At 56.0% G+C, this 18,876-nt stretch carries 7 protein-coding genes; all 7 read left to right on the forward strand.

The window, feature by feature from the left end; all coding sequences use genetic code 11:
• Positions 1-275 precede the first annotated feature (275 nt).
• The 7 genes from DL346_RS04485 to murQ all read left to right on the forward strand — a co-directional run bounded on the left by DL346_RS04485 (position 276) and on the right by murQ (position 18,859).
• Complete coding sequence (locus DL346_RS04485) at positions 276-7,232, forward strand: hypothetical protein (protein ID WP_112880848.1); 6,957 nt, start codon at positions 276-278, stop codon at positions 7,230-7,232.
• A gap of 1 nt (position 7,233) precedes the next feature.
• Positions 7,234-10,821, forward strand: a complete 3,588-nt coding sequence (locus DL346_RS04490; protein ID WP_112880849.1) for a hypothetical protein — start codon at positions 7,234-7,236, stop codon at positions 10,819-10,821.
• Positions 10,822-10,825: 4 nt separating this feature from the next.
• Positions 10,826-14,191: a phospholipase D-like domain-containing protein gene (locus tag DL346_RS04495; protein ID WP_112880850.1), complete on the forward strand. Its 3,366-nt coding sequence runs from the start codon at positions 10,826-10,828 to the stop codon at positions 14,189-14,191.
• 213 nt (positions 14,192-14,404) lie between these two features.
• A complete protein-coding gene (locus DL346_RS04500) occupies positions 14,405-15,091 on the forward strand; it encodes an N-acetylmannosamine-6-phosphate 2-epimerase (RefSeq protein WP_206098469.1) in 687 nt (228 codons plus the stop codon).
• The gene (locus DL346_RS04505) at positions 15,088-15,957 is read left to right on the forward strand and encodes a MurR/RpiR family transcriptional regulator (protein ID WP_112880851.1); all 870 of its coding nucleotides are present in this window, start codon (positions 15,088-15,090) and stop codon (positions 15,955-15,957) included. The genes DL346_RS04500 and DL346_RS04505 overlap by 4 nt, the downstream gene beginning before the upstream one ends.
• 24 nt (positions 15,958-15,981) lie before the next feature.
• On the forward strand, positions 15,982-17,907 hold the full coding sequence (locus tag DL346_RS04510; RefSeq protein ID WP_112880852.1) for a hypothetical protein: 1,926 nt from the start codon (positions 15,982-15,984) through the stop codon (positions 17,905-17,907).
• A 37-nt stretch (positions 17,908-17,944) separates the two neighbouring features.
• A complete protein-coding gene (murQ, locus tag DL346_RS04515) occupies positions 17,945-18,859 on the forward strand; it encodes an N-acetylmuramic acid 6-phosphate etherase (RefSeq protein WP_240633026.1) in 915 nt (304 codons plus the stop codon).
• Positions 18,860-18,876: the final 17 nt, after the last annotated feature.

Here is an 18,876-nt window from a genome sequence, read left to right on the forward strand (position 1 = left end):
AAAAAGAGACGAGTGGATAGCAGCCCGCATCGTCTCTTTTTTTTTATCCACACGTTCACACTAGTACTTCATGCCGTTACCGGTCTAATGCCGACGGTCTACGCGATACTGGCATGACAGTGTCTATTCGAGGAGAAAGAGTCGAAACGCGTTTGGGTAGCTAGCCTTATTTAAAGTTTCTGCAGCAAAATGGATAATTTAGGAAGAGACGTTATGGCGGATCGTGCAGACATCTTATCTTTATGCCCCATTTTGTGCCGTTGGAGGGTTAAAAAATGTACGATTTATCGTTAATCGACCTCATGATTCCGTATCTTTTGCGGGGATCTGGATTTGGCCCATGGCACCCGGCGCTGGCCGCGCTCGCCGTTGATGAACACGAGACGGCCATTAGTCCGGAAGGAGTAGTCATTCGAGGAAGAGCGAGCTTCAAAGGGAGTGTTCGGCCCTTTGTCGATCTCGACAACATGCGCATTGGAGTCGAAGCGGAAAATAAGGAAGGCCATCCGCTGAACGATCCGGGGCGCCGAAATCCTTGGATGGATATCCGGGATTCGAAGATCGAATTCCAGCTGACGGCACCTCGCATCGCTTCTCAGAAGATTGCCCAGGCGGTAACCGCGCTTGCCGGCAATCCGGATTTCAAAGACGAGGCTGACCTTCTATCGACGCTTGGAGACGGAGCGGTTTCCGACTTTCCGAACACGGAATTCACGCTGGATCTCCTCCTCGCCGGGGTTGTCCTTCGGCCTCCATTTCTTCGCGGCGCGAAGCGTGGGGCAGACGGGCAGTTAATCCCGGATCCGCATCATGCGGAAGTAAAGTTTACGCTGCCCAAAGTCAAAGCGCGGCTCGCCCAAGGCTCCGGCGTTAATGATCCGCTCACCGCCGCAATCTTATCGGCCGGCGCGTCCGGACTCGACGATCCGGGCGACCTATCTACAGCCGAGTTGGTCACGATGGACCCGCCTTATGCGTTTATCGGCGATAAAGATATTGTCGGCTTCGGCTTTCGTTCAGCCGTTCTCGATTTATCCGACGGATTTACGCCGCCGGCTGTGTTGTCGCAATTCGGATACGACGAGTCCTGGCAGGGGCTGTATTTGCCCGAGATTCGGTTATTCGTTGCGCCAAGCGGGGCTAAAGACCTCGCGGTTGACGGCGGCGCCATTAACTTGCTGATCGGCTTTGGCCAATCTGCGGGGATAACCGGCGATTTTGATCTGACGGTTCTGAATCAAGGCGAAGGCGTATTGAAGCTTGGCGCACGATTCTACGATGCAGCAGGCAAGAGCTATGGGATTACGCGCAATGGCGACAAGAAGGCGAGCGTACAGCTGCCGGAACACACTCGCATGATTATAGATATCGACGGCGGACGAACGCCCTTTACCGCTTCGGCGTCCATCGACGGCGCCGTGCAAAATGGTCGAGAACACGACATCGATATGACGGGAAACACGGTGCAAAGAACCGTCCTGCTAAAAGCGACTGACAGCAGCGGAACGCCGAAGGAGGCGACGCTGGAGCTGACCATTACCCGATTGCAGATCGCAGCAGCTGTCCCAACCGAAGCTTCACTTAGCGACAAACCAGACTCCAATCCAGTGAAGATCGAGACGACTTCGATTAAACAAGGGACAAAAAGCGTCAATTCTCCAGTATTTAAAGTGATACAGGAAACAGGCACAACAGCCATTATCGGACTGGCACCGTCTGGAGCGGCTAAATGGACTGTCGGCGGTATTGCGGCCGGTACGGGTGAAACCGTAACCGTTAACGTTGCTCCGGAAGCCAATATCAGTGTCAAGGCGGAATTACCCGGACGGGCAGGCGTGGATTCATTCACCGCGTTTTACCGGTTCGATCATCCTCTACCCACAGAGGGGCCTGCGTACTCCCTTAATAAGGCAAACTCCCGGACTGAGCCCGCGCCTGACCAAGGCCCTACCGCATCATGGACAGCGGGATCCGATTCGCTCAGTGCTCTTGCAGGCATGCTCGAGAGCGTTCCTGCCGGCTCCAAAATCAAAATTGAAGGCTTCGCCAGCTTCGAAGGCCCCGATTCTACGCAGTCGCGTACGTATAACACGCTGCTCGCCCGGCGCCGCGCAGACGGCTTGCGTACGATGATCGAGAGCCTAGGGAAGAACTACGACTTTAATCCGGCTCCTGCAGCAAACATGACCGACTGGACCAAGCAAGGAACCGAGCTGGAAACGAGACGAAACTTCTGGAAAGCAACGGCTTCGTGGGATCCCGTAACGGCGGACGATATCGTTATTGAAGGCACCGTTTCCCGAAAGCCTTCGAATCCGGCGCCAGGGCCTGGCACCATACCGGGAAATGATCCGGTGCCTGCCGGCGCTCCGCCCGAACCGCCTTCCTGGTTCCATTTTCTGGGCGCCAAAGTTCGCATTGTCCGCAATCAATTCGTCGCGTGCGAAGTGTTCGGCAAGTTCGATTACCAGACCGCTGCCGAGAAGCGATTGCAAGACGGCGCAGGTCCGGGCACAACGATTCCGAAGTGGAAGGGCCTCGGCAGCCAAAATCCGGCGGATGGATTAATCGACGTTCGGCTCGTGGTCCAAATTGACGATGCGACCGATAAGGTCACCGTCACAGGCTATCTCGGAGCGGATCCAGCAGACCGGGACGGGCTGGCGCTGCTGGGAACCCGTCCGGATGATGATTTTGATCCAAACCCGCCGGATTATGGACTGAACTTCCTAGGGCTGTCCTTCCTATTCACGCCGTTATTGTCAGCTTTGGCAGGGGCTGCGGAGAGTAAAGGCGCCATTGTTCAGATGCCTTTAACGGCAGCGGGATATGGCGTTATTGCGGGAATCGCCGCAACCGACTGGTTCCGGACGGAGCGAGTCGTCTGGTATGGCGGCGAGCTTAAAGTCATTGCCAATGACAAGGGCGAGTGGTCGACTGCTCTTCTTCTCGATATTGAAACCGCCATTTCGATGGATCTGCTCGGACTCGTCAAAATCAGAAGAGACGCTCCGCTCTCGGTCCGATACAAGGCCATTGGCCTTCTCTTCGGCGCTCCTCCCGGCGAAGCTGCCTTCCAGTTTCGGCCGATATTTGATTCGTCGAAAGGGTACACCATCGACGTATCCAAGCCCGGCTCAATCGAGGTAGCGGATCCATTAGGCAGCATTTTACAAGTGCTCGGCGCAAAGGTGGCCCGCAATAACCCGCTCATCTTCGAAATCGATCTCGGTTTCGCGCTCGACCTCGGCGTGATTTCGATCGATCGGGCAAGAATCCGGGCTCAGGTCGACTCAGATCCGCCTCAATTGTCGATCACGGCCTTCGGTGCCGGAGTGGACATCCCGGGTGCCGTTCGAGGACGAGGCTATGTCGAGTTGAGCCCGGCTGGCATCAAAGGCAGTATCGACATCACGCTCATTTCGTTAAATGTACGCATAGCTGCAGGTCTCGCCATTGAAAAAGTGCCGGGAACGGATGTCACGGCCGTTCTTGTATCGCTGGATGCCGAATTCCCCGTGGCATTGCCGCTTGGAACATCCGGCCTGGGCATATACGGTTTCCTTGGTCTGTTCGCCATGCATTACGTGAGAGACGAAAGCGGTCTGGACGCCAATCAAGCTCCAGCTTTAGCTTGGCTGCGCAAGACCGGCGGAAATGTAGGCAATCCGCTCTATTGGAAAGCCCAAGCCGGCACCTGGGCTCTCGGTCTTGGCGCAGTGCTCGGAACGATGGGCTCCAGCGTGATTTTCAATATGAAAGGCATGCTGCTGCTGGAACTGCCCGGTCCGCGTTTGCTGCTCATGATGAAAGCCAATTTGCTCAAAGCGAAACCCGAGCTCGCCGGAAATGCGGAAGGGGCGCTGTTCGCCGTTATTGACCTGGATATGGGCAGAGGAACGATCGTCATCGGGATCAGCGCCGAATATGAGGTTGCGCCGCTTATTAAGATCCGGATTCCCGTCGAAGCGTTTTTCAATTTTAAGGATGTTGCCGATTGGCATCTCAATCTCGGTACGTTCAACGATATGGTTCACGCCGATATCCTTGAAGTTTTCGAAGCTACGGGCTATTTAATGATTTCCGGAAACGGAATCACCGGACATCCGGTACTGCCCGCGGTGAGCGGATTTTCAATCGCTACCGGGCTGCACGTATCGTTCGTCTGGGGCTCGAAGCCAGTAGGTCTTTATGCGGAGCTTGGAGCCGGATTCGATGCGATTATTGGCTTCGATCCGTTCCGGTTCAGCGGCATTCTGTACGTCCGGGGAGAGCTGAATCTATGGATCGTCAGCATCAGCGCCTCGGCAAGCTTGACGGTCCATATCGGGGAGGATACCGCAAACGATCAGATCGCGCACATTTCCGGCGAGATCAAGGGCGAGGTCGAGTTTCTCTTCTTTACGATCTCGGGCTCCGTTCCGTTCGAACTGGGAGAAACCGCGGTTCCGATACCTCCTCCTCCGCCGCTCGGGAAAGGGTTGAAACTGATAAGCCGTTCTCCCGCGCTTGTGGTCGGCACCGGCGTAGACCGTCCGATCGACAGCGGCATCGGCGATGCCATCGAATCCGATGTCGAGCCTGCGCCAGACAAGATGCCGGTGGTGCCTATCGATGCCATTCCGGTCATTCTCATGGCTGCTCCGCCGCTGTATGGAGGCGTGAAATTTAAGGATCAAGAACTGCAAGGCACGCCGTACGCAGCTGCATCTTCTTCTGACGGTTGGATCGCCCGCGGGGACATGTACTACAAATACACGCTGAAAACGGTGGAGCTGTCGGACGCTGTATCGGAAGGCAAGACTCCGGCAACCTGGTGGACGCCGAAATCCGGAGCAACCGCATTCGAAGCGCAGCTGGCGCTGCTCAGCTGGATTCCCGACCCGACTCCAAAAGCGATGACGTACGGCAGCCAATTGGAGGACTGGGTCAAAAGTTACTGGGGTACGATCTGCGTACCTGCCGCGCCTCCTGCGCCGGTAATGTGGACCTTCCTTCAGGAGGAGCTTGGGCCGACGCCTTACGGATGGCGGCTTGAAGGGAAAGCATGGCCGGATCCGCTAGGCACGATACGCTCGACTGCGCCGGATTTGGACATGAAAGTCGTCGAGCGCTGGCGGAGCGGAGATCGCAAGCTTGATCAGCTCCGCGGAGTCGTACCTGCCGAGGTGCAAGGGACGCCGGTGAAATGTCCGCCGGCGGCTCGGACTGTCGTACCGCGGGGCACGTCGCCGCAGCGGAAGCCGATCGATATTATCGGCGCCGTGCAAGGCGTCAAAAGAGCCGAGCCGGTGCAGCCGAAATGGCTGGGGACGTCGGACGTGCTGCGGCTGATCAAGAAGCGGGAGCCGGTCACGCGCGCGGATCTTCTAGCCTTGTCCACTCCGGCCGATCAGTTGGGGCGCACGGCAAATACGCGAATTTGTCAAAGCCGTGTGCTGGCATCGCCGGTGCTGGACGATTACTGGCGCTATGATCGCGGACCTCGGTCGGATCGCGATCAATACATTCAATCGGAATTGAAAGAAAGAGAGTATAAACCCGGCCTTGTCGATGCCGTCATTTGCCACACGGGCATAGCGGAATATACGACATTCTACTTGTTCATACCAAGAATGCTGCTAGAACAGCATTTGCTGCATGCGTGCGTATCGAACGGGAATGAAGAATTGCTGAACACGCATGTCGTGACCGGAGCAGACCTGATTAGCGCGGGTAATCCGTTGCCTTCAAAGTGGATGGATCCGAACGGGCCATGGTATTCGGATGTGTATCGCCTCATGCAGCATGAGACCTATCTCGGACGGTGGGGCTACGCAGGAGTACTTGTGACGGTAAAAGGTCAAGCGGAAGGGGACCGCATTCAAATCGGACTCAAGGATCCCAGCGAGGCGGATCTGCAAGAATTGAAGGCTCGTCCTTTCTATGTCGCGGCCATCGAGTCACAGGGCCAGCGTGAACTGCTGCGCAGCGATTATGATCATAGAGAACAAGGGAAGAAGCAGGGAGCCGCCGGCTCCGTTCTCAGTTCAGACGCGGCCGATTGGGCGCTGCTTCAGACGGACAAGACTTACTGCGTGACGATGACTTGGGAAGGCGAGCGTGAAAGAAGGCCGAAAGATAAAGCGCCGGAGGACCATGTATCGCTGCCGGTCAAGACTCAGAAATTTTGGTTCCGTACGGATGCAAACCCGCCTTTGCGCCTGGACCCTTGGATGCTGACCAGCACGCCGGATGAACGGGAGACTCATTTCTTCAGCGAAGGCGCTATCCGGCTGGTGTTTGCGACGCCGCAGGTCGTCCGTATGTACGAGACTTACGGGAAACGACTGCAGGTTAGACTCAAGGCTTCTTCGTACCGGCCGATCAAGTCCCCATTGGCACTGCCTCATCCGCTCGTACTGACCAAGGCCAATGTCAAACCGGTAGCCAAGAGCATCCTTGATCCGTTCGAGGAAGCGCTGGAGAAAGAGCTCGCCCACTCCTGCGTTCCGGTCGACCACACAAGATTCCGGCATTCCATGGTCGATATCGGGTATACGCTGGAGCGGTTTACGGATTACATCATGGAAGTCGAGATGGCGGATCATGATGCGCCTGAAGGGGCAGCCGGTCAGTCCATCTGGAAGCGTTCCTTTAGTACGGGCGGGTTCGGCACGCTGGAAGAGTTTGCGCAGTCGTTCTTCGCGGCACGCGTCAAGCATCGTTCCGTCGGCGCAGGCACGCTCCAAGCGGTCGGAACGTTCTTCGCAGCCCGCGATCCCGAAGGAAACGAGTTCGATTCGAAAATGATAGAAGCAGGTCTCGAACCGCTGGAAGTGCCGGATCATCCTGAGCTTGTCGTATTTTGGGAAACTTCTTCCGCCGCGCCTTCGCCGGCTGCCATTATGATTGACGCATCCGAGCCGTTATGGCGCAGCCGCATGCTGCCTCGCGAGGTGAAAGAGAGTTCGCCGGTTGGAAGCAAACGATACGAGATGGAGCGCGCATTATGGCTCGAACCGGTAGAGGTGCTTGGCGGAGCGTCAATCGTTCAACGAATCGTGCCGGCTCCGGGCGGCCAGAGAGCGCTGGTCATCCTGAAACCTGATTCGCGCGGCAAGCAGCTGAAGCTCGCTTTGCGAAAAATCGCGCAACCGGAGTCTTATCTCGACGGGTCCGGCGCAATGGACCAATTTGTAACGTTCGCGGAGCTGATCTTGTCCGGTGCTCCATGGGAGGAGGTGGACTGACATGCCATACATGTTCAATAACGCATTATTTAAAGCCGAAGGCGCTTTTCTGGACTGGGCTGTGATCGCTCGAAAGAACAAGGATCGTTATGCGGGCAATTCGCGGTACACCCTTCAGCTAAGGTGGATGCTCAGCAGCAAACTCGGCATGCCGACAGAGCCATTTACCGTTTGGCGAAGGTTTAGAGGCTTGCAGCATCCATCCACGCAGGTTGATTTCCGCACGGAGACAACGATCTGGCTGTTCAATCATACGATCGTGACATGGAACGAAGGACCAATGGTCGAGTTATCCGTCGATGTTACGGCTCCGGCTAATGGCGGTACGGTCTATGCTTACTCCGGTTCGCCGGTCATGTCTTGCGCGGTGGCCATCCATGAAGTGGCAGCCGGTAATTCTACGATCATCCTGAAAGGCTCTCATATCGATGGTCTAGTCGCTTCGGAAGGACTGCAAATTACGGCTATTCAAGGGATCGCGCAGGAAAAACTGAATGGGGAAGATGCGGGGTGGAAGCCGTATGAGCTTGTCGGTTTACCTGTCCCGCAGCATGAGTGGAACGGAATTGGCAATCATGCGATTGACCAGGGGATGATCGGAGCGTTGGTGCCGCCTCAGGATGCTGCGTTACAGCGCTTGGAGCGCGGCGCTCCGCAAGTGGGGTGGGCGAAGACGCTGCCGACGGGTGAACCTGCGCCCGTCTGGAGTCTTCCCAAATTTCCGGAGCTAGTATTGAAGGAAATAAGGCGGGATGTGCTGGATTCGATGAAGCCTGTCCTTCAGAATCCGCCTGACCGTCAGAACGGGATCCTGATGGATGTCCATCTGCCGCCGCCCCAGAACTCCTCGGGGAAGCAGATGAGCGGCGCGGGGAAGACAACGAAGGTCGCCCCGTTGCCGGCGCTGCTGATCGCCGGGGGAAGCGATCCTTGCCTCGCGCTTGCGCTCGGTTTCGGCACGGCTTATCCGGCCGAGCCAAGCGGCAGCGTTCGCGACCGGTTAGATCCGGGCAATAGTCTGCACTACGATTATATGATTACAGCTCGATGGGAAATGGGGCTTGATGGCCAAAGTGCGGTTCCGTATGAGATTGCCGCACTTGTCCCATCGCCTGATTATCCGCTCGATCCGCCGGTGCCCGCGAACCTGAAGACTGATCTGATGGGCTTCTTGCGGCCGCTTGCCTCCGATAACGATTGGCGCAGCTCCGTCAAAGTAAGCTGGGATCGGCCTGCGGATATGGAGCTATTCCGGCCGCGAACCTTTGCCTTTGTCCGCAAGAGCTTGGTGCCTGATGAACCGGTGATCCCGCTAATGAATGAGCGCATGAGCGGCGGCTATCGGCACCCCATTATCAACTATGCCGTAGCCGATCCGCCTCCTCCGGACTGGATGCAAGTCGCCGGCGTCGACCGGGAATGGCAGATTCCGTCCGCCACGGGAAGCAGGAGTCTTCGTCACGGGATTTGCCAGCAAGATATTTGGGGGCAATGGAGCGGCTGGGGAACGGTGGATTCGAGCGTGATGCAGCCGGAAGTAGATGACGTGCGAATCGTAACGGCAGCTCTGCAAGCCCATTATGTCGACGCTGCGGATCCCATTTGCAAAAATTCGTCCCTTACCATCGAATTTTTATGGGATTGGCGCATTCGCAGACCGGAGAAAATCGTCTTTGCCGGCCGATTGTATGCAGCCGCTCATCACGGAGACCCGCCGCCTGATTGGAGCGTCCCGCTTGGACTTCAGCGTACAATCGGGGGTGCAGATGGTCCGCTTGACATTCATTTTATCGGAGATGCGCCAAGCGCGGCAGGCGCAGCGATCGTCGGGTTGTCTGAAGACGGTGAGCAAATCGTTGGTTTCGGCCCCCAGCAAGGAGATGGCGCGCGGCGCTATCGGCTTGTCCTGTCGAATTTCGACCTGAACTTCAGTCTGGGCGGGCATATCGGTCTGGCGTTATGGGCGATGGGCCAAGAGAGAATTGCGCCTAAACGACTCGGCTCGTGGTCCAAGGATCCCAGCATCATTACCGTGTCCGACCCGCGTCCGCCCATCGTGGAGATACCGGTTGTCACGCTTGCCAGTTTGCCCGATGCCGCGGGAGAATGCCACGCGCGTCTTTCATGGACGGCAGCGTCGGGCAATGCCGCAGGGTATTACATCTACGAGTCAACGGAGACGAAGCTGTTAGTCGCAAACGGCAGAAGCGAACCGGATCAAGCGGCGACCCTTAGCGATCGTCTCGCTGAAATCCAGCAGCTGTTCGACGCGAATCCTTCACGCCAAGAGTTCACTCGCCGGAATGATCGGCCGATCATGGCGACCAGTACGGATGTCACGCTTCCGAAGGGGTCGACTGCGATTCATCTGTTTGTGATCATTGCCGTAAATGCCGGGCAGGTGGAATCCGAATGGCCGTCAGGCGCGGAGCCGCACAAGCAGCTGACTGCAATTGCCGCCCCGCGCATCATGAAACCGGCTCCGCCAATGCTGGAAGTGCAGCCGGTTCTTGACGATAACGTAGACCCGCCTGTCTATCGCGCCGAGATTAAGGTCATCTCACGGCCAGGGCCTCGCGTTCGAAAGGTCGAACTGTTCCGCGTTCGCGTAGACGACGCAGCAAGAGAATTGGGGACTATGGGACCGGCCATAGCCTCCATCGCGGATACAGGCGGGGGGTGGACGGTGACAAAGGAAGAGGACAGCCCGAACATTGAGAACGTTACCGGCAAAGACAGTCCCGCCGGGTCATGGAAGCGGGTATGGTACAGAGCGGCGGCTTGGTGCGATGCGGATCCGCAGCGCGGTTATTTGCAAGGCCGGTCGCTTGCAAGCGAGGCCGCCTGGATTGTTGTGCCGCCGCAAAATCCGCCGGATTTATCCGCGGTCAGCTCCGCATGGTCTGGAGAGGGAGCAAGCGGCGACGTGATTCTGAAATGGACCAGCAGCGCGCCGATTCATAAGACACCGCTTGGACATCATACGCTCCAAGTTCAAGCCAATGTACGCAAAGGAGCATCCTTGATCGACATAATGAGCCCTTTAGCCGCGCTGCCGGACAGCAAGCCGCTGGCAGGTTCAGGGGTTTGGGCAGATCAAGCATCTCCGAACCCCTATGCATACTTTGCCCTGATCCGCCGGCCTTCGGAGACCGACGCCGTCGATGTGCGGATTCAAATGACAGATCCGCTCGGCCGCATGAGCGAGCGACTCGTTCAAATTGCGCCCGGTTCCATCCTGCCGCCGCCGCTGATTACCGGCTTGAAGGTGACGAAGCGCATTTTGCCGCCTGGCATCGTATTGGAATGGAAAAGCAACGCACCGACGGATGACACCGGTTTTGGCCCGTATATGCTGAGCTTGACGGCAATTCCGGCTACTCTTCTGCGTCCGATTAAAGTGACGAAGCGATTGTCCGATATCCCGACGGGCAGACCGGGCTTGATCATCGGCAGAGGAACGTCCATGCAGTTGTTCCGCAACGGCAATACGTATACCGCATTTTGCAGCGTGCCTGTTAAGCAATTCAGCGTAGTGCTCACATCGCCGGATGGACGGACGGATCAAAAAACGATCGAAGTGAGGTGAAGCCGTGAACCCGATCCAGGTCTACACGCTCACGCCGGGAGCGGCACAACAATATCTTCAAAATGATGGCTTAGATGCCTTAGGTCTGACCGGAATAGCGCTCAGCCCGAAGTGGAGCACAGCATCTCCTGGAATAGCTGCTTATGATGATGCCGCGCTTACGCTGACATGCAGTACGGATCTGCTTGCACCGTTTCGCGGAATGCTCGAAGGCGCATTTGCGCCTGCGTTCGGTACACTCGCTGAAGCTATAACGAGTGATGCGACCGTCCTTAAGCTGCAAGCCGGAGACGGTGCCGGCTTTCCATCACCGACAGGGGGAGGCTCGGTCCTCCTCGCGTTGTATAACGCTGCCGGAACCAAGCGGGAAACGGTCGCTTGCACGGCGCGCGCAGGCGATCAACTGACCGTCGTTCGGGGGTTTAACGGCACTGCCGCTCAGGCGTTCTCCGCTGGAGATCAGCTTCGAATGCAGCTTGCGCGCGGAAAGAACTCGGCGCAGTTCACGCAGGCTAGCGGCGAACCGCTCCTGTCGGGATGCACGGTATTCCGCCTTCATCCGCAAGCCTATCTGCGGCTCGAGCACCTGATGAAGGCTCGTTTCGGCGAGCCTGCCGTATTGCCCGTGCCGGCTTGTATGGTCATTCGTAACAAGGAGCACTTCGAAACCGATCAGTTTATCGATGCGGGGGCGGCGCTTCCGTTAACGGGAACGATCTCGTTTCATGACAATCGGGGATTGATCATCGATCCGATCTATGTCGCCTCGGCGTTTACCGAGCTTATCCGGTGGCGAACCGCGCTTCAACCGGTTGGAGTGTCTGGCAGTATCGGCGATACCGGCGGTATCCAGGGCATTGCTTCCCTAGCAAGCACGACGCTGCTTCATTTCGTCAATCCGCACGGAGCGAATTTTCAACCGGCTGCAGAGCAGGCGACGATGGAATATGCGGACGGGGGCGGCAACCCGGTCGCCGATATTCCGGCCGGCTGTCTGCTCAAGCTTCCGGCTAACCACCGTATTCAAGCGAAACCCGGAGACGAGGGGCGTCTCCGGTGGGGCTGGGCGTTGAGCGGCGTCATGAAGCGAACGCCGTTAACTCCGCCGGCTCTGCCGGCAGGCGTAACGCTTGGAAGACCGTTTTACCGGGTCTGCGTCGTTGATTTGAATTGGCATCTGCTCGGAAACCGTACCGATGAAGAGGTACTCGGGGTACGAAAGGATGACGGCCGCATTCCGCCCGAACTGCTGCCGGTCGTACGCGATCAGGTCAACATCAACTATTTGGCCGACGGCCCAGACACGCTGGCGGAGAGCAAGCGAGTGCTTTCCCGCCCAAACCAAGGCATGGTCCTCGCCGTATCGATGCAGCTTGATCCTTCATTGCTTGTACCGGATAAGCCGGGTGCCACGGCACATTGGCCTGCTTACCCGGCAACGGCGGATCCGATCGGTAACGCGATCCCGGCCAGCCTTTCGGGGAAATTGAGCGCGGCTTTCGTTTCCGCCGGCTTAAGGGACGTCGTCGTCACCGTTACGGGAGTACCTGCCAAATCGCATGTGCGAATCTATCCCCAACAGTTCGTGGAGATCGCTGCGATCGCGGAAGAGCCGTCATTCCTTCGCGGAGACGGCGGTGCAAACATTGCTGGGGCGAATCCGGCGGATCCTCCGGATCGGGCAAGCATACTATTATCAAATCCGTTTAGGCTTGCGGAAGGCGGAGCGCGACCGGATCCGGCCGTGCTCACGCTTGATATTGTGATTACGCCGAGGGGAGCGTCACGCCGATTGTTCGGGGCAATCAACGTCGAGGTTGGAGCAGGCCCGATTTCAGTGCCGCCCGCACCATTCACAGGAGCCGGCGTCATGGGGACATTATTGACAAGGATGCAGGGAATAGGGCCTTCGCCGCTGTTCGGAGTGCCGCTGCCTGCTCCTCAGCCGGCAGGTCCGGCGCCAAGCAATTTCCTTGACTTGGTCGCCCGCCTTGCTGCCGAACCGTCGCCAAGACAATCGCCGCGGTTACCGACGATGGCGCGACACGAAACCATCATCGTAACGGGCACAACCGATCCGGGGGTTGCGCCAACGGGCACTTTGCTGTGGGAGGCCGTCCTGAGCGGTGCGAGGTGGGCAGGCGAGTCTCTATCCGCGAAGCATGATCAAGGGAATCCCGGCAATCCGGCCGGTCCCGACGTGCATGCAGCCGGGGTCAAGGTCTCGGGCGCGCTTGCCTATGATGCGGCTGTAGCCGCGCTGCGCAGAGTGCAGCCGATGATCCCGTGGCCGTCAACGGACGGCTTGAACCCGGGGTGGATAGCGGCATCCATGGGCGACAACTTCAATGTCCCCGATGATTCTGCCAATCTCATGAATACGGGCTCTGGCGTACTTCTCCGGACGGCAGCGGTCGCTTCCGAGACGCCTCTGCTCAGCGACCTCATCCCTCCCGCGGCTGGATTAACCGTGCAGCAACTGCTGAACAATGCGGCTGCCCGACTCGGCTTGGACGCCTCGGGTATTGCAATCAATATCCATAACGAGCCTCGCTTGCAGCAAGAAATCCGGCGCGAATTTTTCATATCCAAGCATGGCTTGCGGGATGCCCAATGGTCGCTGCTCCGCGCCTTTCACGAGGCTCGCGAGCTCATCTACATCGAATCGCCGCAGTTCGCGCGAACGGCGCGTCCCGGTGATGTTCCCGCAGTCACCGAAGTCGATCTCGTAGAAACGCTGGCAGAGGCGCTTACAGACCGTCCCAATCTGAAAATCATCCTATGCTTGCCGCGCCTAAGTGACTTCGCGGACCGCTTTAAAGGCTGGTCGCGCCAACATTTTAAAGCGCGCAATGAAGCGGTTGGAAAGCTGCGGGCCATTGCGCCCGATCGCGTTGCAGTCTTTCACCCGGTCGGATTTCCTGGACGCCAGGCAGCCATACGTACAACCTCGATCATTGTGGATGACGTATGGTCGCTCGTGGGCACGGCGCATTTTCGGCGCAGGGGCATGACGTTCGATGGCAGCGCATCGATCGCTTCGTTCGACCGGGAGCTTGATGCCGGTTATTCCAAAAAGGTGCAAGCGTATCGGCGCGCGCTGATGGCGCAAAAGCTGCGTGTCGCAGACCCGGCGAACGGTCAGCCCCTCACGGGAGACTGGGTACGGCTGGCGCATCCCGAGTCCGCCTTCGCTCTCGTGCAGGATCTTCTCGCGGAGGGAGGCCATGGCCGGATTCAGCCCTATTGGCCGGGACCGGCCGATAATGCGGTCATGGCGGCGACGGATCAAGTTGCGGATCCGGATGGCTCGTCGAGCGATTTATTTCTGCCGACCTTTGCAGGAATGTTGCAAGAAATCGGTGATTGAGCCCCTGTATAATTCATCCTTAAAAACCCTTGCGGCGCAAGGGTTTTTTGTTTTGACGATTTCATTCTTGACACCTGATAGCGATTTAGTAGAATCAGATGTATAAAGGATATTTTTTCCGTTTTCACCCTAGAAAGTGGATTATTATTTCGCTATTGCCTACGGACTGACAATTTTGAAGATGAATAAGAACGTTTACAAGGAGGGAGTCGAGTGGAGCGGGCTAGAATTCAAGGGCTTGTTGTTTCCTGTCAGGCTTTTCCCGGCGAAGCGCTGTTCGGTTCGGAGTATATGACCAAAATGGCTATTGCTGCATGCCAAGGAGGTGCTTCCGGCATTCGCGCGAATGGACCGCAGGATATTGCGGCGATCAAACAATCCGTTAGCGTGCCGGTCATTGGTTTGATGAAAAATGACTTGCCGGGCTTCGAGGTGCGCATTACGCCAACGTTGGAAGATGCCTTGATCGTGCATCGCGCGGGTGCCGATATCGTCGCGATTGATGCTACAAGCCGACCTAGACCGGACAATAGAAGTTTAAGCGAAACCGTTCGGAAGCTTAAAGAGCTCGGCATAACCGTTATGGCCGATGTTTCAACTTTTGAGGAAGGCTTAAATGCGGCAGCGTTAGGCGTCGATTATATCTCGACGACATTGTCAGGATACACCTCGTACAGCCGCCAAATCAAAGAGCCGGATCTAGAATTGGTGGCTCGACTTGCTTCGGCGGTCAGCGTGCCCGTTGCGGCGGAAGGCAGAATTAAAACTCCGGAAGAAGCGGCTGCCGCATTGCGGCTTGGCGCGAGCTTAGTCGTTGTCGGCGGCGCAATCACGCGACCGCAAATGATAACGGCCGCATTTGTATCTACGATGAATCAGCGGGAGGCCGTTTCCGAATGAAACCGATTCGAAAGCTGACGGGCGGATCAAGTATTTTACTGAAAATATCAAGCATGTATTCCTCATTTACTAGAGCGGAGCAAAAGGTAGCGGACGCCGTGCGTGAAGATCCGGAGGCGGCCGTACTCTCGACGGTTACGGATTTGTCTGAGAAATCAGGCGTTGGCGATACTTCGGTCATTCGCTTTTGCCGTAAGCTCGGCTTCCGCGGTTATCATGAATTTAAGCTATCGCTCGCTCAGGATTTGGTATATTCGCCTGTCCATTCGAACGATGCAATTGAGAACGGCGACGACTTCATGTCCGTCGCCAGGAAAATTACGCAACATCACACCCGGTACTTACAGGATACACTGGAGTTGATCGATGAGAGCGATTTGACGCGGTCAGTGGATCAGCTGACCAGCGGAAAAAAAATCTATATTTTCGGAGTCGGGAATTCGGGAATTACCGCTCTCGATGCGCATCATCGGTTTATTCGAATCGGGCTCAGCGCAGAGGTGCAGACGGAATCGCATATGATCGCGATGTACGGATCCTTGATAGGCGCTGACAGCGTCGTGCTTGGTATCTCAACCTCCGGAAGCACGAAGGATTTGGTTGATCCCATCAAACAAGCGAAGCGGAACGGGGCGACGATCATTTGCCTGACGAGCCATCTGAAATCTCCGATTACCCGGCATGCGGATACCGTGCTGCTGGTGCCTGCCATTGAATCGCCGTTCGAAGGAGGAGCGCTGTCGACGAAGATTACGCAGATTCACCTGATGGAGATCCTCACTAATCTGATCATGATGAGAGACAGAACCAGGGCAGATGAAGCGATTCGCCGAACCTCCGCTTCCGTGGCGGAAAAGCTGTATTAGAACCTAGAACAGGAGAAATGAAAAGTGGCGCATAAAAAAATAGGCATCATTACGCAACGGCAAAGTGATTTCACGGACATCCTCGCCAAAACGCCAACGATTCAGGTGCAACGGATCCCAACGGATGAAATACTAAACTATGATCTGGATTTATTTGATGCGCTATGCATCCTTGGCGGTACTGAAGAAGTACCCTTGGTGCTTGGCGCGTATGAGCGGATCAAGATTGAGGAGCAAATTGATAAAGGCAAGAAACTGTTTTGCGAGTTCTGCGGCAGCATAGCGGACTCTTTTATGCTTGAGCCTGCCTCGACACGCTTCAGTAGAATGGTCGTTGCGGCAAAAGACGAAACAATCCCCGGTCTTCTAGAAGGAGATATTCTGGACGATCAATGCAACGTACATACGAAGCCGCTTTTTGCCAATTCTCAAGCAGCGCCGCTTCTGGTTTCGAAGTCATTCGTTAACGCTCACCGCCATACCAAACTGGAAAAAGCGGATATTCAAGAGACGGTGAACTGGAGCTTGTGGTTTGAGAAATCCAACGTGCTCGTAGCAGCGTTCCGGCTATGTAACTTCAACCGCGCACGAATGGCTCCAATGGCGAAGTGGCACAGCTTGATGACCTATATTTTGGAGTGGATATGTGAAGAGACGGTTAGGATTGATGTGCTGGAACCGCCCTATCATACCGTACCTTTTGATCCGAACAAGGATTTTCGGGCTCAACTGGAAGCATCTGTAACGAACGCCGCCGCTTGGTTCGAAAATGCGGATCTTCTAAAGCAGAATGGCAAGCACGGCATACAAGAAGGACTAGGCACGGAGATTGATCCGAATGGCGATCAGAAGCGGTTGACGACCGTTCGTACCGATTGCGCTGGGGAAGCCGCATTGTTCTACTACATGCACTTTCTGTTGACGGGAGATCCGGCAAGTCTGGAACGTTCGGACAATCTGCTGACCTTCTGTTTCGAGGCGCTCCAGGTGAAAAGCGGACCATTCAAAGGCATGATAAGGTGGTCAGAGTTCGCATGGGGGACGTGCTATCAGGATGATGTCGCCAGAGTCTTGATTCCGCAGCTCTTGAAATGTCTATACGGCAATACGACCGAATATTTGGACGAATGTACGCAGGCGTTGAAGTTTCTGGTTGACACAACAGGGACTGACGGTACTCGCGTGTCCCGAACGGATCTCATCGATCTCGACGAAGAGAATATGAAGAAGCTGGCATCGGAGCCGGGCAATCTGCCGAGCGCCCATTACAACGGATTTTACTTTGGCGCTCTGCTGCTAGGCTGGAAACTTACGGGGAAGGAAGCATTTAAAGCGGCTGGGATCAAAGGCCTGGAAACGTTGATGTCCGTCTATCCGGAAACCAAGCGGGAACAGAGCGAAACCCAGGAGTTGTGCCGGCTGATTTTGCCGCTTGCTTGGCTGTATTGGGTAACGGGCGAGCACGTTCATCGGGATTGGCTCTATCAAGTGACAGAAGATTTGCAGAAATTCAAGCATTCTTCCGGGGGCTACCTGGAATGGGATACCGGTTATAAAGCTGCTTGCAGCAGGACCGAGAACGCGGAATGCTCGTTATTGGCGCACAACGGCGATCCGGTAGTCGATTTGTTGTATTCGCTTAACTGGCTGCCGCTCGGCTTCATTCAAGCTTACTTCGTCACTGGCGATCCATACTTCAAGCAGTTGTGGGAAGAAATTTCGCAGTTTATGCTTACTTCTCAAATTCACAGCGGGAATAAGCTTATACACGGCGGTTGGACGCGCGGCTTCGACGTGGAGCTCATGGAAGTGTTTGGAATTCCCAACGATGTCGGTTGGGGGCCTTGGGCGATGGAATCGGGCTGGACGGTTGCCGAGATCGGAACAGGTCTCATGGCCGGGCTGTTAGCAGATGAATTAAGCCTGCATTACCTAAATTCCGCTTCTTGAACATAGACCAATCCTGATTACTAGGAGGCACGCATTGTTGAGCAATCCAATCGAAAGCTTAAATACCGAACAGCGAAATCCCCGATCTGACGATCTTGATGTATTGTCTTCCCTTGAAATCGTGCAATGCATGAATATGGAGGATCGGCTTGTTGCTCCCGCAGTCGGTGAATGCCTGAACGTCATAGCAGAGGCGATTGATACGATTGCCCGGCGGATGGAAAGCGGAGGAAGATTGATCTATGTTGGGGCAGGAACAAGCGGAAAGCTAGGCGCGCTGGATGCTTATGAATTTCCGCCGACCTTCGGCGTCGATCCTTCTCTTGTGAAATCGCTTACAGCTGGCGAAGGTATATCTGGGCATCGCTCTCCGGAGGAAGCGGAAGATGATGAGTCGCTCGGCGAAACTGACCTGCAGCTTCTGCAGGTTGATGCGAATGACGCCGTAGTCGGCATCGCCGCCAGCGGTAGTACCCCTTATGTCGTCGGCGCGTTGCGCTATGCTCGATCAATTGGATGCGCAACAGTCAGCCTCGCTTGCAATTCGAATTCAGTCATCGGTCGAATCGCCGCTATCGCAATCGAAGTCGTCGTAGGGCCTGAAGTGCTCGCCGGATCGACAAGACTAAAGGCAGGAACCGCTCAGAAAATGGTACTCAACATGATTAGCACGGGTGTCATGTCACTTCAGGGTAAAGTGTACCGCAATTATATGGTTAACCTTGTTCCGAGCAACGAGAAGCTTCGAAAACGCGCAAGAGCGATTATACAGCAGCTTACTGGGGCTGACAAGGATGCAGCTGCCAAGGTTTATGAACAGTCCGGAAACGATATCAGCACAAGTGTCGTCATGTTGACTGCCGGAGTTACGGCTGAAGCGGCAGCCGAATATTTGCGTCAAGGTAAAGGTCGCATAAGGGAGGCGCTGCGGCTTGCTGGCGCGGCAGGTTAAAACCGGATGGCATATGG

It is taken from the genome of Paenibacillus montanisoli, assembly GCF_003268025.1.
Taxonomy (GTDB): Bacteria; Bacillota; Bacilli; order Paenibacillales; family Paenibacillaceae; genus Paenibacillus_Z; species Paenibacillus_Z montanisoli.

Excerpts from the sequence above, each read along its gene's own strand:
- DL346_RS04485 (WP_112880848.1), top strand. The coding sequence starts at position 276 with ATGTACGATTTATCGTTAATCGACCTCATGATTCCGTATCTTTTGCGG.
- DL346_RS04490 (WP_112880849.1), top strand. The coding sequence starts at position 7,234 with ATGCCATACATGTTCAATAACGCATTATTTAAAGCCGAAGGCGCTTTT.
- DL346_RS04505 (WP_112880851.1), top strand. The coding sequence starts at position 15,088 with ATGAAACCGATTCGAAAGCTGACGGGCGGATCAAGTATTTTACTGAAA.